The organism is Citrobacter sp. CK198, assembly GCF_030333295.1.
Classification (GTDB): Bacteria; Pseudomonadota; Gammaproteobacteria; order Enterobacterales; family Enterobacteriaceae; genus Citrobacter_B; species Citrobacter_B koseri.
In genome coordinates, this window is the sequence record NZ_JAOWGE010000028.1 from 277812 (window position 1) to 302633 (window position 24822).

Here is a 24822-nt window from a genome sequence, read left to right on the forward strand (position 1 = left end):
TTATCATTTATATTTTCGGGCGCTAACCTAAAAGTAAACAGACAGCATGTCAACTCTTGGGGTAGTACAATGTGCGACTTAGACTTGCATCCCTTCCCGCTAACAATGAAAATGAGAAGCATTAACTCCATTAATAACAGGACGCTGATTCGTGAGACTTCCCCTGCTTTGCAGAACATCCCTGATACTGGTTGGGCTTTTCATTTCAGGAATTTCTTTAGGTCATGCCGCTGACTGGCCGCGCCAGATCACCGACAGCCGCGGCACGCATACGCTGGACCATAAACCTGAACGTATCGTCTCTACCAGCGTGACCCTGACGGGCTCGCTGCTGGCGATTGATGCTCCCGTTGTCGCCAGCGGAGCGACCACCCCTAACAACCGCTTTGCCGACGATCAGGGATTTCTGCGTCAATGGAGCGACGTTGCGAAAGCGCGCAAGCTGGCGCGCCTGTACATCGGCGAACCAAGCGCTGAAGCCGTTGCCGCACAAATGCCGGACCTTATTCTGATTAGCGCAACCGGTGGCGACTCTGCGCTGGCGCTGTACGATCAGCTTTCTACTATTGCCCCTACGCTTATCATCAATTACGACGATAAAAGCTGGCAGTCTCTGCTGACGCAACTGGGCGAGATCACCGGTCAGGAAAAACAGGCCGCTGCGCGCATCGCGGAATTTGATAAACAACTGGCGACTGTTAAACAACAGCTCACATTACCGCCGCAACCGGTCAGCGCGCTGGTCTACACCGCTGCCGCACACAGCGCCAACCTGTGGACGCAAGATTCAGCCCAGGGCAAGCTGATGGAGCAGTTAGGCTTTACGCTGGCGCCCCTCCCTGCCGGACTGCAAACCAGTAAAAGCCAGGGCAAACGTCATGACATCATCCAGCTTGGCGGGGAAAACCTGGCAGCAGGTCTGAACGGCGAAGCGCTGTTCCTGTTTGCCGGTGACATCAAAGATGCCGACGCTATTTACGCCAACCCACTGCTTGCTCACCTGCCTGCCGTGCAAAATAAGCGCGTTTATGCGCTGGGCACCGAAACGTTCCGTCTGGACTACTACAGCGCAACGTTACTGCTTAACCGTCTCGCCGCGCTGTTTTAATTTATTTGCCGGATAGCGGCCAATGCCCTGTCCGGCCTGCATTTTAAAGCGGTGCGCCATCTGGCACCGGCGGCGGCTGGCGAAAACGACGCAACTCGCCCAGCAGCAGCATTAACAACAACCCAACGATCACCAGCCCAAACCCGCTCACGCTCGCTGACGCAACCGGCGTCATCATGGCGCCCAGCCCGCCCAACAGCGCTGCGCCGATGGCGTCGCCGGTCACGTTTTGCGCCGTCCACAGGCCGTTGATTCGCCCGAGCATGGCTTCCGGCGTTTGCGTCTGCAACAGGGTGTATTGCAGTAACGAGCTAATCGCGCTGAGCCAGCCGAACAGCGCCAGACAGATCACCCCGAGCAGCCAGACAGGCATCAGCCCAAACACCCCAATCGCCAGGAACGACCCTACGGTGGAAGCCAGCATCAACAGTCCAGGGCGAACGCTGTGCGCCAGTTGCCCGCTGGTTAACGCGCCAACAGCCGCCCCCAATGGGATAGCGGCATAAAGTAAACCGATTTGCGCGGCGGACATGTGCCAGTTAATCGCCAGCGCCGGATAAAGCACGCGCACCGCGCTTGCCATCGTCAAGAGTCCGCCAAGCAACGCAATGCCGCCAATGAGCGGGCTGGAGAGTAAGAAACGGAACGCTGCCAACAGCGATTTCAACGGATGCTCACGCGGTTGCGGCGGCGGCGGGAGCGCCGGAAGGCTCAGCAACGGCAGCAGCGTGATAAATGTTCCTGCCGCCGCCAGACCGTAGTTCCAGGCCACGCCGCCGGTAGCCAGCAATACGCCGCCCAGCATCGGTGAAATCACCGATCCCAGACGCACCGTCAGCATCGTAATCGCCCCGGCCTGCATAAGGTTTTCTCGCCCTACCAGCGCAGGCGTCGCCGCCAGTAGCGCCGTAACCCCCAGCGAGGCAAAAAAGCCATCCCACAGACCGAGCAGATAGATTGCCAGCAGCGAAGGTTCCGGCAACAGCGCGTTCAGACACAGGCCAATAAAGCCAATACCGCAGGTGCCGCGCGCCAGCAGGATCACCTTTTTACGTTCATAACGATCCGCCAGCACGCCGCCGACCATCAGGCCAACAAACATCGCGCTGCCGGTCAGCGTCACCGACAGACCAACCTGCCACGTCGAGTGGGTCATCATCTGGATCTGTACCGGCACCGCTACGCCCAGCAGACCCAGCGAGACAATAGAGATAAAACGGGCGAGGAAGACAGCGCGAAATGCAGGGTGCGTCTTCAACAGGCTGAGATTCAGCAGCCAGGATTGTCGATTCATTACAACGCCTTAATGCGAACTTTTTTTAAATATCCATTCAATGGCTGCACATGCTAACATAACCGAATAAGATCGATAACGATAATTACTATCATTATCAGGGAAGTTGATATGTCATGCTCTGTTTCCGTGGCACGCGCCATCGCCGTGCCCGGCTTGTTGTTATTACTTATTCTCGCCACGGCATTAAGTCTGGCTATCGGCGCAAAATCACTGCCTGCGTCCGTCGTACTTGAAGCAATTACCGGCACCTGCCAAAGCGCTGACTGCACCATCGTGCTGGACGCGCGATTGCCGCGCACGCTGGCTGGCCTGTTGGCTGGCGGCGCACTGGGGCTCGCCGGGGCGTTAATGCAAACGCTCACCCGCAACCCGCTTGCCGACCCGGGCATTCTCGGCGTCAATTCCGGCGCCAGTTTCGCGATCGTACTCGGCGCGGCGCTGTTTGGTTTTTCCTCTCCGCAGGAACAGTTGCTGATGGCGTTTGCCGGGGCGCTGGTCGCCTCGCTGATTGTCGCCTTTACCGGCAGTCAGGGCGCCGGGCAGTTAAGCCCGGTTCGCCTCACGCTAGCGGGTGTCGCGCTCGGCGCAGTGCTGGAGGGGCTTTCCAACGGTATCGCGTTGCTGAACCCGGATGTGTACGATCAGCTCCGTTTCTGGCAGGCCGGCTCGCTGGACATTCGCAGTCTGCAAACGCTCAAGGTTATTGTCGTGCCGGTGCTGATTGCCGGTGCTACCGCGCTGTTTCTCAGCCGCGCGCTGAACAGCCTGAGTCTCGGTAGCGATACTGCCACCGCGCTGGGCAGCAAAGTGGCGCGTACCCAGCTCATCGGCCTGCTGGTGATTACCGTGTTATGCGGCAGCGCGACGGCGGTTGTTGGCCCTATCGCGTTTATCGGTCTGATGATGCCGCACATGGCCCGCTGGCTGGTGGGGGCGGATCACCGCTGGTCGCTGCCGGTCACGTTGCTGGCGACCCCGACCCTGCTGCTGTTTGCCGATATTATCGGGCGACTCATCGTTCCCGGTGAATTGCGCGTTTCGGTTGTCAGCGCCTTTCTCGGCGCGCCAGTGCTTATTTTCCTCGTGCGGCGCAAGCAGCGCGGAGGTGCCGTATGATGCACCTTTCCCGCCGCCTGATCATAAGTTGTCTGTTGCTGGTGCTCGGCTGTATCGCTGTCGGCTTGTGGAGCCTGCGCAGCGGCGCCGTTACGCTGGAAGTCTCGCAAATCATCAATGCGTTGCTGGGAGACGCCCCGCGCAGCATTACCCTTGTGGTGACCGAATGGCGTCTGCCTCGCGTGCTGATGGCGTTACTGATTGGCGCCGCGTTGGGCGTCAGCGGCGCGATTTTTCAGTCGTTGATGCGCAACCCGCTGGGTAGCCCGGACGTAATGGGTTTTAACACCGGGGCCTGGAGCGGCGTGCTGGTGGCAATGGTGCTGTTTGGCCAGAACCTAACGGCGATCGCGATGGCGGCAATGGCTGGTGGGATTCTCACCTCGCTGATCGTCTGGCTGCTTGCCTGGCGCAACGGCATTGAGACCTTCCGGCTGATTATTATCGGCATCGGCGTGCGCGCCATGCTGGTGGCGTTCAACACCTGGCTGCTGTTGCAGGCGTCGTTAGAAACGGCCCTCTCCGCCGGATTGTGGAACGCCGGGTCGCTCAACGGACTGACCTGGGCCAAAACGTGGCCCTCGGCACCGCTGATCGTTCTGATGCTGGCGTGTGCCGCATTGCTGGTACGCCGTCTGCGCTTGCTGGAAATGGGCGATGACAGCGCCTGCGCGCTTGGCGTCAGCGTTGAACGTTCCCGGTTAATGATGATGCTGGTCGCCGTGGTGCTGACCGCCGCCGCGACGGCGCTCGCAGGCCCGATCTCTTTCATTGCGCTGGTTGCGCCGCACATCGCGCGGCGCCTTAGCGGCACGGCACGCTGGGGGTTAACCCAGTCCGCATTGTGCGGCGCGCTATTGCTGCTGGCCGCCGACCTGTGCGCCCAACAACTGTTTATGCCTTACCAGCTTCCGGTAGGCGTCGTCACCGTAAGCCTCGGCGGTATTTACCTTATCGTCTTGTTAATTCAGGAGTCCCGCAAAAAATGACCGAATCAGTAGCCCGTTTGCGTGGCGACCAGTTAACGCTGGGTTATGGCAAGTATACCGTCGCGGAGAATCTGAATGTTTCTATCCCGGATGGTCACTTCACTGCCATTATTGGGCCGAATGGCTGCGGCAAATCAACATTATTGCGTACGCTAAGCCGTCTGATGTCGCCCGTACATGGCCACGTCTGGCTCGACGGCGAGCATATTCAGCACTACGCCAGTAAAGAGGTGGCGCGACGAATCGGCCTGCTGGCGCAAAACGCCACCACGCCGGGCGATATCACCGTACAGGAGCTGGTTGCCCGGGGCCGCTATCCGCATCAGCCTTTGTTTACCCGCTGGCGCAAAGAAGACGAAGACGCCGTCGCCGGTGCGATGCGCGCTACGGGGATTACCCACCTGGCGACGCAAAGCGTGGACACGCTTTCCGGCGGGCAGCGGCAGCGAGCATGGATAGCCATGGTGCTGGCGCAGGAAACGTCCATCATGTTGCTGGATGAACCGACGACCTGGCTGGATATCAGCCACCAGATCGATCTGCTGGAGCTGTTGAGCGAGCTGAATCGCGAGAAAGGTTACACCCTCGCTGCGGTTCTGCACGACCTTAACCAGGCCTGCCGGTACGCCACGCATTTAATCGCGTTACGTGAAGGCAAGATCGTCGCAGAGGGAGCGCCAAAGGAGATTGTGACAGCGGATCTTATTGAGAAAATTTATGGATTACGTTGCACGATCATCGACGATCCGATCGCCGGAACGCCGCTGGTTGTGCCGCTGGGTCGCCCGAAGTAATCTCAATGGCGAAGGGTTAACCATGCAGGCCCGGTCAGCGACAGCGCCACCGGGCGATTTGCCGGATGGCGCTTAGACTAACCGTTCTTCCAGTTGAATCGCATCATCCAGTTTACGGGACAGCATGGCATGACGCAGCAGAACACCGCCGCACGCGATCATACCGCCCAGCAACGCAGCCAGAATCACGATCAACGCTTTGCCCGGGCCGTCTTTTTTCACTGGCAGCGAAGGCGATAGCTGATATTTAAACGGCATAAATTTCACATCATTGATATTCATCGCGGTCAGTTGCTCTACGTAATACTGACGGTTGCGTATTTCAGCGTTAATTTCCGCAACGTCCGTGACGGACTTTTCAATTTGCAATTTTTGCGCAATACCGTCGGCGCCCAGAGAAATAGAGAAATCCGGGTCGTCTTTTACCGCCTGACCATTACTGTAGACCGGCTTCTTAATCCCGGCGGCGTTGGCAATCTCCAGGGAATAATTAAGTCGCTGAATGTTCGCATCAAGCTGGTTGCGCAATCTCACCCGGTCCATCGCCAGTTTTTCTTTCTCGAAATGCGTTCTGGTGTCCAGCTGGTTACGAATATTCTCCAGCGTCTCTTTCACGACGATGTCCGACACATACTGGATATAGCCGGCCAGCACCTTCTGCGCCTCTTCTTTCGTTGGCGCAGTAAAACTCAATGTCCACGAGGTAAATAACGACGTCTCGTTTTTCTTACCGGCGTTGGTATCCACCGCGTTCATCTTTTCACTGAGCGCAACAATCGCCCGATGCAGTTCCATTTCATCAATATCCGCCCCTTTCAATTGATCCATCACATACGGGGAGGCGCGAAGATATTCATCCAGCAGCGATGTTGAGCTGAACTTCTTAATGAAAAGCGTAAAGACGGCGTCTCGCTGCAAATTAATGTCGAGGTTCAGCACACGCAATGTGGTCAGCGTTTTTTCCAGCGCCTGCCACTGTACGGCCTCTGCCGGGGTGACAATCGCCCGACTGGTCCATTTCTGCGGCAGAATAAAGGACAGCAGAATACCTGCCAGCGCAAACGCAAAAACAGTCGCAATAATGCGATTTTTCGCCCGCCATAAAACATCAACAAGGCTTAACAAATCAATTTCATTACTGTTTGACGGCGCTAACGGATAGCCAGTAAATTCCGAATCTTTTTCCTGCTTAACATTGAGTGATGACATGTTGTGTAACCTGACATTGAGTCCAATGAATAAAAACATCCTTTCTAATATTCTAACAGCATCTCAGAATTATCCGAAACGATCTTTGTTTGTTCCACAGGTAGCATGCAATATTCAGAATTTTACCAACTGTCTGATTATGTTTCACTTATGTTAAATCAATGCTGAAGACAAATAAAAAGCCCATAATAATTGGTAGCTATTATGGGCATCAGTAGAATTAGATTTTTAAAGGCGTCAGAACGCTTCGCTTACTGGTCGAGCAATGCGCGAATAATCGGCCCGATATTCTCAAACGCGGCAGGTGAAATAATATCGACGTGGGCGCAATCCTGGCGATAGATATCCAGTCCTGCCATCCACGGCGCCCAGCTGCGTTCAGGACTTATTCCTTCCGGCAGGGTGCGCTCCGCGACAAACAGCGTTGCGCGTCCATCGAACGGTACGCTATGCGCGGTTGTCAGAAGCCGCACGGCATCGGCGTAGTTTCCTTCGATGGTGCTGAATAACTCCCCGGAGGCATTTCCCTGTTGCGCAGCAAGGAACGCTTCGCGTTCACGCGCGATCTCCGCTAACACTTCAGGGTCCAGACCATTGGCCTCTTTTTCCTGCCAGTTTTGCGTTTCCGGCGGCCAGGTATCCAGCAGCCCGAGGAAGGCAACCGCTTCGCCACGCGCACGCAAGCGCGCCGCAATGCCCTGGGCCAGCGTTCCGCCCAGCGAATACCCCAGCAGGTAGTAAGGCCCGTACGACTGCTGCGCCAGCAGCGTTTCCAGATGACGCTCGCACACCTCATCCAGATTCGTGGCCGTTTGCATCGGTCCATCAGGCCTTGGCGACTGAATCCCCGTAATTGACCAGTGTGGGCTGAGATAACGAGCCAGCACGCTAAACTGCCAGGCAAAACCGGACGCCGGATGGAAGCAGAATAACGTTGGTCCACTGCTTTCACGCAGCGGCAGGAGCGTTTCAAAGCCCAGACGCTGAGATTGCTCGTCATCGGCGGAATCCAGCAACGCGCTAAGCTGACCAACGGTTGACGCCACCATCACCTGCCCCGGCGTCACCTGACGCCCGGACGCGCGGCTCAACTGCGCGGCGAGTTTCATCGCCAGTAACGAATGCCCGCCCAGCGCAAAGAAGTCGGCCTCCACATCATTGACCTCGCAACCCAGCAGGTCGGCAAAGGCGTCAGCCACCGTTTTTTCCGTCCCTGGTAATGGCGCGCGCCCCGGCGTACGTTGCGTCAGTTGCGGCATCGGCAGCGCTTTACGATCCAGTTTCCCGTTTGCGCTGAGCGGCAGTTCCGCAAGCTGTAGCAGAACCACAGGCACCATATGCGGCGGTAATGTCTCGCGTAACCGTTCCTGAAGCGCCGGAATATCCAGCGGTAAGCCGGATTGTGACACCAGATAGCCTACCAGTTGGCGGGCATCGCCTCCTGTCGCGGCCGCCTGGTTAAACACGCAGGCGTGAGCCACGGCGTGCTCGACGTCCGGCAGCGTTTGCATAACCCGATCAATCTCGCCCAGTTCAATGCGTTGACCACGAATTTTTAGCTGATCGTCGCTGCGGCCAAGGTACTCTACCGCGCCATTTTCCAGCCAGCGCGCCACGTCTCCGGTGCGATACATGCGTTCGCCCGGCATAAACGGATCGGCAATAAAGCGACTCGCCGTCAGATCCGGGCGCCCCAGATACCCCTGCGCCAACTGGATGCCGGTCAGGTATAAATCACCCGCGGTGCCCGGCGGCACCGGGCGCATCATCGCATCAAGAATGCGCAGGCCGGTATTCCAGACCGGATAGCCAATCGGCACGCTGTTTCCGGTGACATCCGCCAGTTCTTTGCCGCAGGCGGGATACCAGCTGACATCCACCGCCGCTTCCGTCGGCCCGTACAGATTGTGCAGCGGCGCGCCGGTCAACTGTTCCCACTCGCGGCACAGCCCGGTGGGCAACGCCTCGCCGCTACAAAATACGCGCTGTAGCGTAGCGCAGCTTTCATGAGCGGATTCAGGGGTGAGCGAGGCGACGAACGCCGCCAGCATTGACGGGACAAAATGGGTGGTGGTCACACCATACTTCGCAAAGAAATGCTGCATGGCAATCGGATCGCGGTGCGCGTCCGGCTCCGCCATCACCAGCTTCGCCCCGGCAATAAACGGCCAGAAGAACTCCCACACCGAAACATCGAAACTGCACGGCGTTTTTTGTGCGACCACATCCTCTGTCGTTAACGGATAGTGATCCTGCATCCACAGCAGGCGATTCACGATAGCGGTTTGCCCGACCATTACCCCTTTCGGCCTGCCGGTCGAACCGGATGTAAAGATGATGTATGCCGTATGGTGCGGCAACGACAACGCCAGCGATTCAGCCCCGTTCGTCGGCAGCAGCGCGCTGTAGCACAGGCTCTCTACGCCGGGGATATCGTTAAATCGCGGCAGTTGTTCTGCGGTTGTGATCAGTAATTTCGGCTGCGCGTCTTCGAGCATCATTCGCAGACGATCGTCTGGATACCCCGTATCTAACGGCAGCCAGGCGGCTCCGGCCTCCACAATGCCGTGCAGCGCCAGCGTCAGGAAAACCGAGCGCGGCAACGCCACCGCGACGCTGTCGCCCGGTTTAACGCCATGTTCACGCAGCAGGTGCGCCAGGGCGATCACCTGCTCGCGCATCTCCTGATAACTGAGCTGATAGCGCGCATCAGCCAACGCGGGCGCGTCCGGCGTTTTGCGTGTCTGTTCGTCAACCAGCGTGCTGAGCGTCGTGAGCGGTATGCTTACCGCCGTATCATTAATCTGCGCCAGTTGCGCATATTCGGCAGGCAGAAGCATTTCGGCATCGCCACAGCGCAGCGCCGGATTGTCCGCAAACTGGCGTATCAGCGCCGTCAGCCGTGACGCATGGCGGGATAACGTCGCCTCATCATAGCGCTGTTTGTTGGCTAAGATTTCAATGCTCAGGCCGCCCTCTTCATCCGGGAACAGCGCCAGTTCAAGATCGTTAACCGGGCCGGTCGCCAGCGTATGGGTTTGCGCCTGTACACCGGGAATATCCAGTTGATAATCAAAGACCTTCACGTTCAGCACCGGGCCAAACAGCGGCTCTTCACCCGCCGCGCGGCCGCTGTCGCGAACGATCTGTTCGGCGTCATAACGCTGATGGCGACGCATTTTTTTCATCTGCCCGGCAAGACGCGTCGCCAGTTCCGGCAGCGTTTCCGCCGCATTAATGCTTACCCCTAACGGCAGGACGTTCAGTACCGGGCCGGTCGCCGTTAACGCCGCCGATCCCATACGCCGCATGAATATAAATCCGGCGGCATAGTCCATCCGACCGCACAGGCGGCCCAGCCATAGCGCCACCAGCGCCAGCGCTAAATCCGCACGTTGAATATCAGACATGCGTGCCGCCAGCTGACGGAAAACACCGTCGGGCACATCCAGTTTCATACGCAAAATATCGGCGCTGGCCGCCCGCCCTGGAAGCGGCGCAGCCGACAGCGAAGCGGGAGGCGGCAACTGGCGACGCTGCTCCGCCCAGAAGGCGCCATCGCGTTGATAAGCCTCGCTCTCACGGTAACGCTGATACTCCTCCACCACGTCAGCAAATGGCGTAAACGGCGAGTCGGGCGTCGGGGCGTTACACTGCCAGGCGCGGTAAATCGCCGCGATCTGACGGGTTATCGCCGGGAAACTGAAGCCATCCACCAGTAGATGGTGATAACGCTGATACCAGTACCAACGGGTATCATCGACCTGAATCAACTGGTGGAACGCCAGCGGTTTGCCGCCATCAACGCGTAAATTTTGTCGCAGATCGGCCTGCATCCGCGCCAGCGCCGCCGCATGCGGATCGGGCTCGTCACGCAGATCGATAAGCTCAGGTTGTGCAAACGTGAATGCCGGGTCCACCCACTGCCAGACCTCGCCGTTATCTTCAGTAAATCGCATACGGAGGGTATCCGCTTGCGCCATACCGGTTACAATCGCCTGCGCCAGCAGAGGGGCATTCAGCGTGCCGTGTAATTCCACATAGTGCGCCACGCTCCAGGCGGAAGGCAGTGTAGAGAGTTTTTCCGCCATCCAGATCCCTGGCTGGGCGGCCACTAACGGTAAACGCGTGGTCATTGAGCCTCCTGCGCAGCGGCGTAATGGGCGGGAGTTAGCGCGGTCCAGTGCGCATCCAGCCACTGCTGGCAAAGCGCCTGCGATTGCGGTTCGCACACCACCTGCCAGCCCGCAGGGAGAGAACACTGCTGTGGCCAGAGGCTAAATTGACGCTGCGGGTTTTGCAGAATGTAAAATTGTCCCTGCGGGTTATCGAAGGGATTACTGAATTCCATACTCAACTCCTGTCGTGGAAAATCGCCAGCTACAGCGTGTCGGTTAACGGTTGCCAGAGGGTCATCAACCCCTGCATTAATCCGCCACGCCAGCAAAGCGCATCATGTCCGCCGTCAACCTGACGCCAGAAAACCGACTGCTGCGTAGTGTGTAGTTGGCTGTAAAGCGCCTGATTTGCCCGGAAAATAAGCGGCTCTCTGATACCGGCCTCCAGCACGATGCGCAATCCTCTGGCGGTCAATGTGCCCGCCTTCAGTTGTTCAATAATCTCGCCTTCCCGATCTGCGCCGCGCTGCGGCCACCAGAACGATCCCGACTGGCTCAGTACGCAGCCAAAGCGCTCAGGCCAGTTCAGACCGGCATACAGCGAGGAGAGCCCGCCAAAACTCTGCCCGGCGACGATCGTCCTTTTTGCACAATCGCTGAATGGCGCAACGGTTTTCACCAGCGGCAGGAGTTCTTGTTGTACCGCCAGCCAGAAATCGGCATTGCAGGGCAGTTCACGGCTACGGTGGGGGGTATCAATGGCATCAATCAGCAGGTAGACCGCAGGAGGGAGCTGACGCCGCCGGGTCAGTGAGGTGAGCGCGGGCCAGACGGGCATGCTTTCCGCCCAAAACTGCCCGTCGAGCAGAATCGCTAGCGGACGTTCAGGTCGGACGTCGCCGGTCGTGAACACCCACACGCGACGCGTATTGCCCAGCCGCTCGCTGCGCCATTGCAGACATACCGGGGGAGCTGACGGATTTTCAGGCTTATCCCAGCCGGGTTGTGCTGGCGCGCCAGGCATTTCCAGCGCGGAAACCGCATGGCCCCGCCCCCCCTTCCAGCTCACCGGGTTAAGAGGATCGGCAATCGCCTGCGGCAATAACTGACGCCAGCCTTCACGCAGCGTGGTTCTGTCAGGCGTTTCATCTACTGCCAGAGAAGCAAAAATATCATCGCGTTCAGAAGGGATGAAACAGTAACTACCACGCCAGTCGGCGCTTAATGTCGTGCTCCATCGCCAGACATCCGTGCCCGCAATACGCTGCATGGATTGCGGAACCGCATTCTGATGATGGTCGGTGACGCCCGTAATGTAGACCCATACGCGGCGAATTGAAGAGCGGTTTTCCGTTCCCTGCGGATCGCGCCACCAGAAAGTCACCCGATATTTTTCGTCTGTTTCACGCTCCCATTCGGGACCGTGTTTTGACTGCCACCAGGTCTCACTTCCTGTCGTTAACGCCGTCACCGTCATAACCCCATGTTTATTGTGTAATTTTTTATTTAATGATGAAATATATTGATAATATTATTGATAACTATTTTCATTTGCAATAGCGTATTGTCGCGCCGTGGGAAGCGCGAACATTATTTCACCACCCAGGCTGGGTCTCTCATTCGTGCATTGACGCCACCTTCAAATGAGAAACACAACCTGAAACCTGCACTGCGTGCTTTTTCTGGAATGTATGGCTTTCGCAGATGCGGGCGACATCAGGCTAAACACCTCACCACGAGAGTTTGGCGCATGTGGCTAAATAAAGATAAGCAGGAAACACAATGAACAATAAGATTCATTCCCTGGCCTTACTGGTCAATCTGGGAATTTATGGGGTCGCTCTGCCTGTTATGGCGGAGGAGACCACTGATAGCGCAGCGCTTCATGAAGACACCATCGTGGTCACCGCCGCCCAGCAGAACCTCCAGGCACCGGGCGTATCGACCATTACCGCCGACGAAATCCGTAAAAATCCTCCCGCTCGCGACGTTGCCGAAATCATCCGCACCATGCCGGGCGTGAACCTGACCGGTAACTCAACCAGCGGCCAGCGCGGCAACAACCGCCAGATCGACATTCGCGGCATGGGCCCGGAGAACACCCTGATTCTGATCGACGGCAAACCGGTGACCAGCCGCAACTCCATCCGTCTGGGCTGGCGCGGCGAGCGTGACACCCGTGGCGATACCGGTTGGGTGCCGCCAGAGATGATCGAACGCATTGATGTGATTCGTGGCCCTGCGGCGGCACGTTACGGCAACGGCGCAGCGGGCGGCGTGGTAAACATCATCACCAAGAAATTCGACGATCAGTGGCATGGTTCGTGGAACACCTATCTGAATGCGCCGGAACACAAAGACGAAGGTTCCACCAAGCGCACCAACTTTAGCCTGAGCGGCCCGCTGGGCGGCGAATTCAGCTTCCGCATGTACGGCAACCTGGATAAAACTCAGGCCGACGCCTGGGACATCAATCAGGGCCACCAGTCTGAGCGTACCGGCGCCTACGCCAACACCCTGCCAGCAGGTCGTGAAGGGGTTGAAAACAAAGATATTAATGGTGTCGTACGTTGGGATTTCGCGCCGATGCAGGCGCTGGAGTTTGAAGCAGGCTACAGCCGCCAGAACAACCTTTACGCGGGCGACACCCAAAACACCAATAACGACAATGCCCTGGTGAAGAAAAACTACGGTAAAGAGACTAACCGTATTTATCGCCAGAACTTCGCAGTGACCTGGAACGGCGGCTGGGATAACGGTATCACCACCAGCAACTGGGCACAGTACGAACACACCCGCAACTCGCGTCTGGGCGAAGGACTGGCGGGCGGTCTCGAAGGGTTGTTCAACAGCGACGAATTCACCGACACCGACCTGGCCGACGTGATGTTGCACAGTGAAATTAACCTGCCGCTTGATTTCATCGTTAATCAAAACCTGACGCTGGGTACTGAGTGGAACCAGCAGCGTATGAAGGATTCCGCCTCGAATACTCAGGCTCAACAGGGCGGAGCCATCCCAGGCATGAGCGACGACCGCAGTCCGTACTCATCCGCAGAAATCTTCTCCCTGTTTGCCGAGAACAACATGGAGATAACTGACAGCACCATGCTGACCCCGGCGCTACGCTTTGATCACCACACTATCGTCGGCAACAACTGGAGCCCGTCCCTGAACCTGTCGCAGGCGCTGGGCGATGATTTCACCCTGAAGATGGGTATCGCCCGTGCCTATAAAGCACCGAGCCTCTATCAGACCAACCCGAACTACCTGCTGTACAGCAAAGGCCAGGGTTGCTATGCAAGCTCCGATGGCGTCGGTTGCTACATGATGGGTAACGATGACCTGAAAGCGGAAACCAGCGTCAACAAAGAGATTGGTCTTGAGTGGAAACACGACGGCTGGCAGGCCGGTGTGACCTGGTTCCGTAACGACTACCGCGATAAGATTGAAGCGGGCTATGCGCCAGTCGGCCATACCTCTTCAGGTAAAGTGCAAACCGATATCTACCAGTGGGAAAACGTGCCGAAGGCCGTGGTAGAAGGTCTGGAAGGATCGTTGAATATTCCGGTCAGCGATGCGATAAACTGGACCAACAACATTACCTACATGCTACAGAGCAAGAACAAAACAACCGGCGATCGTCTGTCGATCATCCCGGAGTACACGCTGAACTCAACCCTGAGCTGGCAGGTACATCAGGATGTGTCAGTGCAGTCAACCTTCACCTGGTACGGCAAGCAGCAGCCGAAGAAATACAACTATAAGGGCCAGCCTGCTACCGGCTCTGAGAAAGATGAAGTCAGCCCGTACAGCATTGTCGGCCTGAGCGCGACCTGGGACGTAACCAAAAACGTCAGCCTGACCGGCGGCGTGGATAACGTCTTCGACAAGCGTCAATGGCGTGCGGGGAATGCCCAGACCACGGGTAACGACGCGACCGGCGCTTATATGTACGGTGCAGGTGCTTACACCTACAACGAGCCGGGTCGTACATGGTACATGGGCGTTAACACGCGCTTCTGATAACGACCGCCCTCTCCCTGAACGGGAGAGGGTTTTTATGAGAAACCATGCGAACCACTTACACCGCCCTCTCTTTTTCCCGCCACAAACTTCATCTTATCGGGTTCGATATCGATAGCTTCCACGAACACGATCTGCTCTGGTTGCCGCACCATGCGCAGTTGCTTCCCGCCGGGCGAAAACGTCAGGCTGAACATTTAGCGGGACGTCTCGCCGCGTTTCATGCTCTGACTGAATATGGGCACAAAACCGTACCCGCTATCGGCGATAAACGGCAGCCCTTGTGGCCGGAAGGTCTGTTCGGCAGTATCAGCCACAGCGCCGCCACGGCGCTGGCAGTCGTCTCCCTCACTCCGGTAGGGGTTGATATCGAAGCAATCTTCACGCCTCAAACGGCGGCAGAACTCACCAGCAGTATCGTCGATAACGATGAACAACGCGTTTTACAGCGCAGTTCCCTCCCTTTTCCGCTCGCGTTAACCCTGGCGTTTTCCGCCAAAGAGAGCGTCTATAAAGCGTTCTCCGATCGCGCGGCAACGTTACCGGGTTTTGCCAGCGCCAGGATCGTTTCAGTGACGAAAACACATCTAACCATGCAAATGACGTCGGCGTTTTCGCCGCAGCTTGCTGATTGCACAGTGGATATTTCGTGGCGTGAGTACGACGGTCAGGTCATTACGCTCTGCGCGTCCGCCCTGTAGAATTTGCCCGCAGCCATTGCTGACTGCGGAGCACAAGAATTGCCATAAAAGCGTACTTCGTCAGCATATATCGCCTCCATGCGAAGAAGAGACTAACAAGCCGAATTGTCGTGTTCGGGTTGTTAGCCTCAAGGTTGACGGAACTATTTTCAGAAAACGTGAGATCCGCTTACATTCCCGGGAACAACACCCCGTTGCCAGGCGCCTCACGATCCAGATGAATAAAGTTCAGATGACGTTCATACTGATCGAGAATGTCCGTAATCACCTGCTCTTTGCTGTAGTCCATCAGGTCATTTCCCTGGCTTCCTTCCAGCAGGAACGTTTCCAGCCGGTAATAGCTCGACTTGCCGCTACGCGCCCGGTAGGTAAAGCCGGGGATTGCGTACTGCTGCGGCCAGATCTGATAGATAAAGTTGCGCTCATCGCCCATATGAACCCGCAGATCCAGATGACCAAGGTTTTCCCCTTCCTGCGGCGGCATACTTTTCAACTCCACCGATGCGCCGCGCAGTTGCAGCTCATGGGCGACCTCTTCCATTGCCGGGAAACATACCTTCTCCATCATTTCGCGGGTATAGCGCGTTCCCGGGTAGTTCATCAGGCGCGACAGCCGTTTTTTCCAGCTCAGCCGGTCCTGCACGCCCATCGGACGCGGCGCGGTATGACGACTGGCGCTTTCCCGACGATAATCTTCAACTTTCAATGACTTATACAATCCCGCCATAATAAAGAAGATCACAAAACTAAACGGCAGCCCCATGATCACCGTCGTGTTTTGCAGCGCTGAAATCCCGTTGGTCATCAGCATCCCCAGCGTCAGCAGGCCAATCGCTACCGACCAGAAAACACGCAGCCAGGCTGGCGCATCGCTGTTGATGTCTTTCAGTTTTGAGGTGAAATTGCCCAGCACCAGCGCACCGGAGTCCGCCGATGTCACGTAGAACAACAGACCGGTGATTGTGGCGACAGACGCGCTGAAGGTGAAGGCCGGATACTGCGCCAGCAGGCTATAAAAGCCGCGCTCAGGGTGCGCCATCGCTTCCTCGGCAAAACCGGCATCGCCATGAATGATTTCATACAGCGCGCTATTGCCAAACACCGACAGCCACAGCAGGGTGAAAGTGAACGGGATAATCAACGTACCGAAGACAAACTGGCGAATGGTGCGGCCACGCGAAATACGCGCCAGGAACAGCCCGACAAACGGCGACCACGCAACCCACCACGCCCAGAAAAAGAGCGTCCAGTTGTTCATCCACTCAACCGGCCTGTCGAACGCAAAGCTGTTCAACGTCATCCCCATAAAGCGGTTAACGTAGTCGCCCACATTCAGCACCAGCGCATTGAGCAGGAATGAGGTGTCCCCCATAAACAGCACAAAGAGGATCAACCCCAGCGCCAGCAGCACATTCAGCTCCGACAGAACCCGAATGCCTTTGTCCACGCCAGAAGTCACCGAGATCGTGGCGATCACCACCGACAGCACAATCAGCGCCGCTTTGGCCGCCATTGAATCCGGGATATCAAACAGCACGCTCAGACCGTAATTGAGCTGCACCACACCAATCCCCAGCGTCGTGGCGATACCAAAGATGGTGCCGATAACCGCGGCAATATCCACACTATGCCCAATCGGCCCGTTGATGCGCTTACCGAAGATTGGATAGAGCGCTGAGCGAATGGTCAACGGCAGGTTATAGCGATAGCTAAAGTAGCCAAGCGCCATCCCCATTAACGCATACATCGACCAACCGGTCAGGCCGTAGTGAAACAGCGTCCAGACCATCGACTGGCGAGCGGCTTCAATGGTCTGCCCTGCGCCTTCCGGCGGCTGCATATATTGGGTGACGGGCTCAGCCACCGAGAAGAACATCAGGTCGATGCCAATCCCGGCGGCGAAAAGCATTGCCGCCCAGCTTAGCAGACTAAATTCCGGCTTTGACTGCTCAGGCCCGAGCTTGACGGAACCGAAACGCGAGCAGGCAATGAATATGACAAAAACGATATAGAGCGTGGCGGCCAGCAGATAGTACCAGCCAAACGTTCTGGAGACCCAGTTCAGCGTGCGGCCGATCCAGACTGCGGAGAAATCACTAAAAAAAATGGTCGTCAGGGAAAACAACAAAATCAGTCCGGCAGACGTATAAAACACAACGGGATTGATTTTGTCCTTTTCTCTGTTCTGAGCAAGGTTCGTCATCGATTACCTCTGATTAAGTAACGGTGACTACTCTGTCGAGCAGCTAACTTTTTGAGATTCTGTAAGGCGATGGCATTTTTAACAGATTTGCAAAAATAGCCTTATTAACAGAAATGATGATATTTTCAATTTATTGTTTTTATTAAGTTTATCTAATATCCCATTACATTCTCCTTACCTGTTAACCGCTAAATTGATAACAATTAAGACACATTTTATATTGAACGTCCAATCAAAAAACGGTTTAATACATAACCATAACTGATGACTGGAGCGATAAAAATGCCCAAAGTGGGGATGCAAACCCTTCGTCGCAGGCAACTGATTGACGCCACCCTGGAGGCCATTAATGAAGTCGGGATGCATGACGCGACCATTGCGCAAATAGCCCGGCGAGCAGGCGTGTCGACCGGCATCATCAGTCACTATTTCAAGGATAAAAATGGATTGCTGGAAGCGACGATGCGCGACATCACCAGCCAGCTTCGCTATGCCGTCCTGCGTCGGTTGCACGCCCTTCCAGAGGCCAGCGCTGAATTGCGTTTGCGCGCCATCGTAGCGGGCAACTTTGACGACAGTCAGATAAGCCAGGCCGCGATGAAAGCCTGGCTCGCATTCTGGGCAAGCAGCATGCATCAGCCGATGCTCTACCGCCTGCAACAGGTCGCCAGCAAGCGGCTGCTGTCGAACATTGTGTATGAATTCAGGCGCGAACTTCCGCGCCAGCAGGCTCAACAGGCCGGTTATGGCCTGGCGGCGCTTATCGATGGGCTGTGGCTACGCGCCGCGCTGAGCGGAAAACCGTTTAATCTCAGTCTCGCTCAGGCGCTGACCACCCATTTCATCAGTCAGCATTTGCCGAACGCCACTGACTAACCGAGGAGAACTCATGCCCCGAATGGCAGAACAACAGCTTTATATTGACGGCGCATATACTGCCGCCACCAGCGGTCGCACCTTTGAGACGATCAATCCCGCTAACGGCGAGGTACTGGCTACCGTACAGGCCGCAGGCCGCGACGATGTCGATCGCGCCGTGAAAAGCGCGCAGCGCGGGCAAAAAATATGGGCCGCGATGAGCGCAATGGCGCGCTCGCGAATCCTGCGTCGGGCAGTTGATATTCTGCGTGAACGCAATGACGAGCTGGCGCAACTGGAAACGCTCGATACCGGTAAACCACTGAGCGAAACCGCCAGCGTGGACATCGTCACCGGCGCTGACGTGCTTGAGTATTACGCCGGGCTGATCCCAGCCCTGGAAGGCAGCCAGATCCCGCTACGCGAGACGTCATTCGTCTACACCCGTCGCGAGCCGCTGGGCGTGGTGGCCGGGATCGGCGCATGGAACTACCCCATTCAAATCGCCCTGTGGAAATCCGCTCCGGCGCTGGCGGCAGGCAATGCCATGATCTTCAAACCCAGTGAAGTCACGCCGCTAACCGCGTTAAAACTGGCGGAAATCTACAGCGAAGCCGGTCTCCCGGACGGCGTGTTCAACGTGCTGCCAGGCACCGGCGCGGAAACAGGGCAGTTCCTGACGGAACATCCTGATATCGCCAAAATCTCCTTCACCGGCGGCGTCGCCAGCGGCAAGAAAGTGATGGCTAATTCAGCGGCTTCATCGCTGAAAGAGGTGACGATGGAGCTGGGCGGCAAATCACCGCTGATTATCTTTGACGACGCGGACCCCGACCTCGCGGCGGATATCGCCATGATGGCGAACTTCTTCAGCTCCGGCCAGGTCTGCACCAACGGCACGCGCGTATTCATTCCGGCGCACATGAAAAGCGCCTTCGAGCAAAAAATTCTGGCGCGCGTAAGCCGCATTCGCGCAGGCGATCTGTCTGACCCGGCAACCAATTTTGGCCCACTGGTGAGCTTCCCTCATCGCGACAACGTTCTGCGCTATATCGCCAGCGGAAAAGCGGAAGGCGCAACGCTGCTTTGCGGCGGCGACGTATTAAAAGGCGAAGCGTTTGATAACGGCGCCTGGGTCGCCCCCACCGTATTCACCGACTGCCGGGATGAGATGACCATCGTACGCGAAGAAATTTTCGGCCCGGTAATGTCCATTCTGACCTACGAAAACGAAGAAGAGGCGATCCGCCGCGCCAATAACACCGATTACGGACTGGCCGCCGGGGTAGTGACAGCCGATCTCAACCGCGCTCATCGCGCAATCCACCAGCTTGAAGCGGGGATCTGCTGGATCAATACCTGGGGGGAATCTCCTGCTGAAATGCCGGTCGGCGGCTACAAGCATTCCGGTATTGGTCGCGAGAACGGCATCATGACGCTGCAAAGCTACACCCAGGTGAAGTCCATCCAGGTTGAGATGGGTCAGTTTCAATCCATATTTTAACCAGGAGGTTTGTTTGCATTTTGACTACATCATTATTGGCGCCGGTTCGGCGGGCAACGTACTGGCAACACGGCTGACCGAAGACAGCGACACCACCGTGTTGCTGCTGGAAGCGGGCGGCCCGGACTACCGTGCGGATTTCCGCACCCAGATGCCTGCCGCGCTGGCGTTTCCGCTACAGGGTAAACGTTATAACTGGGCGTATGAGACCGAACCGGAGCCGCATATGAACTACCGCCGCATGGAGTGCGGCCGTGGTAAAGGGCTGGGCGGCTCATCGCTGATTAACGGCATGTGCTACATTCGCGGCAACGCGATGGATCTCGACAACTGGGCGCAGGAGCCGGGCCTCGAACACTGGAGTTACCTCAACTGCCTGCCCTATTACCGCAAGGCGGAAACCCGTGATATCGGCCCCAACGACTACCACGGCGGCGACGGCCCGGTAAGCGTCGCCACGCCAAAGCACAATAACAATCCACTGTTCCATGCGATGATAGAAGCAGGCGTCCAGGCGGGATATCCACGTACCGACGACCTCAACGGCTATCAGCAGGAGGGGTTTGGGCCGATGGACAGAACCGTGACGCCGCAAGGACGACGCGCCAGTACGGCACGCGGGTATCTCGATCAGGCCAAAGGTCGGCCGAATCTGACCATCATCACCCATGCGCTGACCGACCATATTCTATTCGAAGGTAAAAAAGCGTCAGGCGTTGAGTGGCTGGAAGGCGACAGCACCATCCCGACCCGGGCGACGGCGCGCAAAGAGGTGTTGCTGTGCGCGGGCGCCATTGCGTCGCCGCAAATCCTGCAACGCTCCGGCGTGGGTGACGCATCACTGCTGAAAGCGTTTGATATTCCGTTGGTGCACCACCTGCCGGGCGTGGGTGAAAACTTGCAGGACCATCTGGAGATGTATCTACAGTATGAGTGCAAAGAACCCGTCTCTCTCTACCCGGCATTGCAATGGTGGAACCAGCCGAAAATTGGCGCTGAGTGGTTATTTGGCGGCACCGGCGTGGGCGCCAGCAACCATTTTGAGGCAGGTGGATTTATCCGCAGCAGCGAAGCGTTTAGCTGGCCGAATATTCAGTATCACTTCCTGCCGGTGGCGATTAATTACAACGGCTCGAATGCGGTGAAAGAACACGGTTTTCAGTGTCATGTCGGTTCGATGCGCTCACCCAGCCGTGGGCATGTGCACATTAAATCGCGCGATCCGCGCGAGCATCCGGCCATTCTGTTTAACTATATGTCCACCGGGCAGGACTGGCAGGAGTTCCGCGATGCCATACGCATCACGCGTGAAATCATCAACCAGCCTGCACTGGACAAATACCGTGGACGCGAAATCAGCCCCGGTATTACGTGCCAGACCGACGAACAGCTGGATGCGTTTGTGCGCGACCACGCGGAGACCGCGTTTCATCCTTGCGGCACCTGCAAGATGGGTTACGACGAAATGGCGGTAGTCGACGGCGAAGGCCGGGTTCACGGCGTGGAAAATCTGCGCGTGGTGGACGCCTCCATTATGCCGCAAATTATCACCGGCAACCTGAACGCCACCACCATTATGATCGGCGAGAAGATGGCCGATGCGATTCGTGGCCGCGAACCGCTGGCAAAGAGCACCGCAAGCTATTACGTCGCAGGTGATGCGCCCGTGCGTCAGCCGCCGCTGCGTTAATCCCACCTCTTTTTCCCGCTCTGCTGCTGAGCGGGAAAAGACCACGCCCCCCTCCTCCTCCCTGACATCTATACTCAACGCAACGCCCTGACAAAAGAGAACGTTATGCCGCTACCCGATTTTCACGTTTCCGAACCGTTTACGCTGGGAATTGAACTGGAAATGCAGGTGGTCAATCCGCCGGGTTACGATTTAAGCCAGGACTCTTCCACCCTGATTGACGCCGTCAAATCCCAACTCACCGCCGGAGAAGTGAAGCACGATATCACCGAAAGCATGCTTGAGATGGCGACGGGAGTCTGCCGCAACATTGACCAGGCGGCGGCGCAGTTCTCCGCCATGCAGCAGGTGATTTTGCAGGCTGCCGCAGACCATCATCTTGAAATCTGTGGCGGGGGCACGCACCCTTTTCAAAAGTGGCAGCGCCAGGAGGTGTGCGACAATGCGCGCTACCAGCGTACGCTGGAAAACTTCGGTTATCTGATTCAGCAGGCGACGGTATTTGGTCAGCACGTCCATATTGGATGCGCGAACGGTGATGACGCTATCTACCTCCTGCATGGTCTGTCGCGCTTTGTTCCTCACTTTATTGCGCTGGCGGCGGCATCGCCGTATATGCAAGGGTCAGATACCCGTTTTTCCAGCGCCCGGCTGAATATCTTCTCAAGCTTTCCTGATAACGGCCCGATGCCGTGGGCCAGCAACTGGCAGGAATGTGAAGGGCTGTTCCGCCGCCTCGCGTACACCAGCATGATCGACAGCATCAAAGATCTGCACTGGGATATCCGTCCCAGCCCTCACTTCGGCACGGTAGAAGTTCGGGTAATGGATACGCCTCTGACCCTTGCTCATGCGGTCAATATCGCGGGGCTGATTCAGGCGACGGCCCACTGGCTGCTGACCGAGCGCCCGTTCAGGCATCAGGAGCGGGATTATCTGCTGTACAAATTCAACCGCTTTCAGGCCTGTCGGTATGGTCTGGAGGGAACATTGACCGATGTCCACACCGGCAACCATCACCTGCTGTCTGATGACACGCTACGCCTGCTGGAGAATGTCGCCTCCTCCGCAGATAAAGTCGGCGCCGCCAGCGCCATTAACGCTCTGCGCCTCCAGGTGAAAAACGGGCTGAATGAAGCGCGGCAGATGCGGGAGTTTGTGACGGATGGCGGTTCGCTGATTGGGCTGGTGAAAAAACATTGCGAGATCTGGGCGGGTCAGTAGGCGACGATTTGCGTTAGCCGGCGATATCCCGGACAATGGCTTTTTAACTCAAGTTTAACAATGCCATGAAACACCCGCTTGAATCGTTGATGACCGCTGCTGGCATCCTGCTGATGGCTTTTCTCTCCTGCCTGCTGCTGCCTGTGCCCTCGCCTGGCATGGTGCTGGCGCAAAAGCTGGTTGCGACCTTCCATTTAATGGATCTCAACCAGCTTTACACCCTGCTGTTTTGCCTGTGGTTTTTAACGCTTGGCGCTCTCGAATATTTCGTGATCCGCTTTATCTGGCGTCGCTGGTTTTCGCTGGCTGACTAAGCCGGTGAAATCCCGCATACCGTGAACCAGCGCTTCACACCACGCGGCGTAATCGTGTCCGCTTGACCACGGATGAAAACTCACCGGATAGCCTTTTTCACGTAGTACCTGCGCAAATTCCAGCGTGTTGCGATAAATACCGCCGTCCGGGCCTTTGGTTTCAAAGCGGCCGGCCTGCAACCAGAAGCGGACAGGATAACGCGGCGAATTCTGGTACTGACGCGTCAGCCAGCTGGCCTCCTCGTCTTTTGGCGCCCACCAGTACGAACCGGATAAACTCAGCACGTTACCGAACAGACGCGGATAGCGCAACGCGACCCAGGATGACGCCAGCCCGCCATAGCTGGAGCCCGCCAGCACCGTTTTTTGTCGTTGCGTAGTCACCCCCTGCTGACGCAGCCAGGGCAATAATTCATGCGCCATAAAGTCGGCAAAATCAGGGTTCGGCGGCAGCTCTTTCGCCCGTCTGGCGTGATCGAGCGTATCAATAAACACCACGTTTATCGGCGGCAGTTGATGGCGCGCGATCAGCCCATCCAGCACGCGATCGATATGATAATCATCAAGATACGTTTTGCCGTCAAACAGCATCAGCGTCCAGCGTGCCGGTTGCGCGCTGTGTGGGCGATAAATCGCAATTTCACGACTGTTGCCCAGACGTTCGCTGAACAATGTTTTGCGCGTAAGCGAACCGTAACGAACAGGCTGCGCGGTAGCTTGCGCAGAGCAAAAGCGCGCGGGACTCAGATCGAGAAGGGAAAACTGATTCCAGCGATCGGCATACTTCTCGCCAAGCGTCAGCGGGTTAAGCGGATCTCTCTGCGCGCTGACCAGAATCGCCCGCCGCTGATCGCGCGGCGAACCGTTCACCAGCGGAACATCCGGCGCCAGTTTATACTGCATTACCGTATCCGCAGGCACCACATAGCTGCGAAACCAGACGTCGGAATCGCCCAGGCGGAACAAGGGATCGTGATCGCCTGCCGGAGAACCGAGAATAAAAACGTTCTGCTTCGCACCGCGCCACAGAAACGTAACCCGCTTATGGCTGTCGTCAACCGGCTCCACCAGCGGCGTACCGTTGCGCTGTAGATCCTGCCAGAAATGAGCGGTTCCGGCGCCTGCCGCCAGCGCTTTTTCCAGTTGCTGCAAGGTTGGGCTGACGGGAGCGACGCGCTGTATTTTCGGCAGCGGCGTGGTCTCTTTCATCTGCCATGTAAATCGCCAGCGAGCGCCCTCATTACCGTGCAACACCAGAGAAGTGGCTTGTTGTACCGGCAACGAAAACAACAGTTGATGCTCACCATCGGCCGGGCCGCCTTCCAGTAAAGTACGGATGCGACGGTTCTGACCGTCCAGCAAACGAGCATCGGTAATCCCCGACAGGGTGGCCGAAACATAATTTTCACTCAGCGCGGGAAGCACAAAGCAGATCTCGCCGCTGGCATCAAATTTCCCCTGCTGCTCTCCCTGAACGGAGGGCGTCGAACACGGCATCGCCTGAGCCGACATCGTCCCCAGCCCAATCACCAAACCACTCCATGCCATCTTCATTAACGGTGCTTTCCTGATGAAATTTGTTAACAACGCTAATGCAAATGGTAATGATTTGCAATAACATCTGTCGCGTTTAATGAGGATGGCAGTCCGGCATTTGTCTGACAGGACGAC

The 24822-nt window shown here is 56.9% G+C and carries 18 protein-coding genes; 11 read left to right on the forward strand and 7 right to left on the reverse strand.

The features are described 5' to 3' along the window. The first annotated feature begins 151 nt into the window (after positions 1-151). On the forward strand, positions 152-1108 hold the full coding sequence (fepB, locus tag OGY62_RS07830; protein ID WP_024130559.1) for a Fe2+-enterobactin ABC transporter substrate-binding protein: 957 nt from the start codon (positions 152-154) through the stop codon (positions 1106-1108). Positions 1109-1151: 43 nt separating this feature from the next. Here fepB and entS read toward each other — a convergent pair whose 3' ends face one another. Beyond that, on the reverse strand, positions 1152-2402 hold the full coding sequence (gene entS, locus OGY62_RS07835) for an enterobactin transporter EntS (RefSeq protein WP_219935803.1): 1251 nt from the start codon (positions 2400-2402) through the stop codon (positions 1152-1154). A 111-nt stretch (positions 2403-2513) separates the two neighbouring features. On the opposite strand from entS, the gene fepD reads away from it, so the two are divergent. Genes fepD through fepC form a run of 3 tightly spaced genes read left to right on the forward strand, consistent with a single transcriptional unit; the run spans position 2514 to position 5304 of the window. Next, on the forward strand, positions 2514-3521 hold the full coding sequence (fepD, locus tag OGY62_RS07840) for a Fe(3+)-siderophore ABC transporter permease (protein WP_012133399.1): 1008 nt from the start codon (positions 2514-2516) through the stop codon (positions 3519-3521). Beyond that, on the forward strand, positions 3518-4510 hold the full coding sequence (fepG, locus tag OGY62_RS07845; RefSeq protein ID WP_012133400.1) for an iron-enterobactin ABC transporter permease: 993 nt from the start codon (positions 3518-3520) through the stop codon (positions 4508-4510). The genes fepD and fepG overlap by 4 nt, the downstream gene beginning before the upstream one ends. Further along, positions 4507-5304, forward strand: coding sequence for an iron-enterobactin ABC transporter ATP-binding protein (fepC, locus tag OGY62_RS07850; RefSeq protein ID WP_047458235.1), 798 nt, complete (start codon positions 4507-4509; stop codon positions 5302-5304). The genes fepG and fepC overlap by 4 nt, the downstream gene beginning before the upstream one ends. 72 nt (positions 5305-5376) lie before the next feature. Here the strand turns inward: fepC and wzz(fepE) are convergent, their stop codons facing one another. From wzz(fepE) to fes, 4 genes are all read right to left on the reverse strand, one after another. Beyond that, complete coding sequence (gene wzz(fepE), locus OGY62_RS07855) at positions 5377-6513, reverse strand: LPS O-antigen length regulator Wzz(fepE) (RefSeq protein ID WP_071259795.1); 1137 nt, start codon at positions 6511-6513, stop codon at positions 5377-5379. Between the two features lie 251 nt (positions 6514-6764). Next, positions 6765-10649, reverse strand: a complete 3885-nt coding sequence (gene entF, locus OGY62_RS07860) for an enterobactin non-ribosomal peptide synthetase EntF (protein WP_286459465.1) — start codon at positions 10647-10649, stop codon at positions 6765-6767. Further along, positions 10646-10864, reverse strand: coding sequence for an MbtH family protein (locus OGY62_RS07865; RefSeq protein WP_047458244.1), 219 nt, complete (start codon positions 10862-10864; stop codon positions 10646-10648). The genes entF and OGY62_RS07865 overlap by 4 nt, the downstream gene beginning before the upstream one ends. Positions 10865-10893: 29 nt before the next feature. Continuing rightward, on the reverse strand, positions 10894-12108 hold the full coding sequence (fes, locus tag OGY62_RS07870; protein WP_286459467.1) for an enterochelin esterase: 1215 nt from the start codon (positions 12106-12108) through the stop codon (positions 10894-10896). A gap of 305 nt (positions 12109-12413) precedes the next feature. Between fes and OGY62_RS07875 the strand changes: the two genes are divergently transcribed. After that, positions 12414-14657 carry a TonB-dependent siderophore receptor gene (locus OGY62_RS07875; RefSeq protein WP_012133407.1) on the forward strand — a complete coding sequence of 748 codons (2244 nt, stop codon included), beginning with the start codon at positions 12414-12416 and terminating at the stop codon, positions 14655-14657. 47 nt (positions 14658-14704) lie between these two features. Continuing rightward, a complete protein-coding gene (entD, locus tag OGY62_RS07880; RefSeq protein ID WP_286459469.1) occupies positions 14705-15358 on the forward strand; it encodes an enterobactin synthase subunit EntD in 654 nt (217 codons plus the stop codon). A 169-nt stretch (positions 15359-15527) separates the two neighbouring features. Here entD and OGY62_RS07885 read toward each other — a convergent pair whose 3' ends face one another. Beyond that, the gene (locus OGY62_RS07885; protein ID WP_047458253.1) at positions 15528-17561 is read right to left on the reverse strand and encodes a choline transporter; all 2034 of its coding nucleotides are present in this window, start codon (positions 17559-17561) and stop codon (positions 15528-15530) included. A 282-nt stretch (positions 17562-17843) separates the two neighbouring features. On the opposite strand from OGY62_RS07885, the gene betI reads away from it, so the two are divergent. The 5 genes from betI to OGY62_RS07910 all read left to right on the forward strand — a co-directional run bounded on the left by betI (position 17844) and on the right by OGY62_RS07910 (position 23151). Beyond that, the gene (gene betI, locus OGY62_RS07890) at positions 17844-18437 is read left to right on the forward strand and encodes a transcriptional regulator BetI (protein ID WP_024130562.1); all 594 of its coding nucleotides are present in this window, start codon (positions 17844-17846) and stop codon (positions 18435-18437) included. A 13-nt stretch (positions 18438-18450) separates the two neighbouring features. After that, complete coding sequence (gene betB, locus OGY62_RS07895; protein WP_112002151.1) at positions 18451-19923, forward strand: betaine-aldehyde dehydrogenase; 1473 nt, start codon at positions 18451-18453, stop codon at positions 19921-19923. Positions 19924-19936: 13 nt separating this feature from the next. Continuing rightward, positions 19937-21613 (forward strand): choline dehydrogenase, encoded by a 1677-nt coding sequence (gene betA, locus OGY62_RS07900; RefSeq protein WP_058668741.1) that lies wholly within the window; start codon positions 19937-19939, stop codon positions 21611-21613. Positions 21614-21718: 105 nt separating this feature from the next. Beyond that, complete coding sequence (locus tag OGY62_RS07905; RefSeq protein WP_058668740.1) at positions 21719-22837, forward strand: YbdK family carboxylate-amine ligase; 1119 nt, start codon at positions 21719-21721, stop codon at positions 22835-22837. A 65-nt stretch (positions 22838-22902) separates the two neighbouring features. Next, positions 22903-23151, forward strand: a complete 249-nt coding sequence (locus tag OGY62_RS07910; protein ID WP_012133415.1) for a DUF1158 domain-containing protein — start codon at positions 22903-22905, stop codon at positions 23149-23151. On the opposite strand, the gene OGY62_RS07915 is transcribed toward OGY62_RS07910, so the two are convergent. Next, positions 23080-24705, reverse strand: a complete 1626-nt coding sequence (locus tag OGY62_RS07915) for an alpha/beta hydrolase-fold protein (protein ID WP_058668739.1) — start codon at positions 24703-24705, stop codon at positions 23080-23082. The two genes, OGY62_RS07910 and OGY62_RS07915, sit on opposite strands and share 72 nt — an antisense overlap. Positions 24706-24822: the final 117 nt, after the last annotated feature.

Coding starts and splice junctions, on each gene's coding strand:
- OGY62_RS07905 (WP_058668740.1), top strand. CDS start 21,719: ATGCCGCTACCCGATTTTCACGTTTCCGAACCGTTTACGCTGGGAATT.
- entD (WP_286459469.1), top strand. CDS start 14,705: ATGCGAACCACTTACACCGCCCTCTCTTTTTCCCGCCACAAACTTCAT.
- betI (WP_024130562.1), top strand. CDS start 17,844: ATGCCCAAAGTGGGGATGCAAACCCTTCGTCGCAGGCAACTGATTGAC.
- fepC (WP_047458235.1), top strand. CDS start 4,507: ATGACCGAATCAGTAGCCCGTTTGCGTGGCGACCAGTTAACGCTGGGT.
- entF (WP_286459465.1), bottom strand. CDS start 10,649: ATGACCACGCGTTTACCGTTAGTGGCCGCCCAGCCAGGGATCTGGATG.
- OGY62_RS07910 (WP_012133415.1), top strand. CDS start 22,903: ATGAAACACCCGCTTGAATCGTTGATGACCGCTGCTGGCATCCTGCTG.
- OGY62_RS07875 (WP_012133407.1), top strand. CDS start 12,414: ATGAACAATAAGATTCATTCCCTGGCCTTACTGGTCAATCTGGGAATT.
- OGY62_RS07865 (WP_047458244.1), bottom strand. CDS start 10,864: ATGGAATTCAGTAATCCCTTCGATAACCCGCAGGGACAATTTTACATT.
- entS (WP_219935803.1), bottom strand. CDS start 2,402: ATGAATCGACAATCCTGGCTGCTGAATCTCAGCCTGTTGAAGACGCAC.
- OGY62_RS07915 (WP_058668739.1), bottom strand. CDS start 24,705: ATGAAGATGGCATGGAGTGGTTTGGTGATTGGGCTGGGGACGATGTCG.
- fepD (WP_012133399.1), top strand. CDS start 2,514: ATGTCATGCTCTGTTTCCGTGGCACGCGCCATCGCCGTGCCCGGCTTG.
- OGY62_RS07885 (WP_047458253.1), bottom strand. CDS start 17,561: ATGACGAACCTTGCTCAGAACAGAGAAAAGGACAAAATCAATCCCGTT.
- fes (WP_286459467.1), bottom strand. CDS start 12,108: ATGACGGTGACGGCGTTAACGACAGGAAGTGAGACCTGGTGGCAGTCA.
- fepG (WP_012133400.1), top strand. CDS start 3,518: ATGATGCACCTTTCCCGCCGCCTGATCATAAGTTGTCTGTTGCTGGTG.
- betB (WP_112002151.1), top strand. CDS start 18,451: ATGCCCCGAATGGCAGAACAACAGCTTTATATTGACGGCGCATATACT.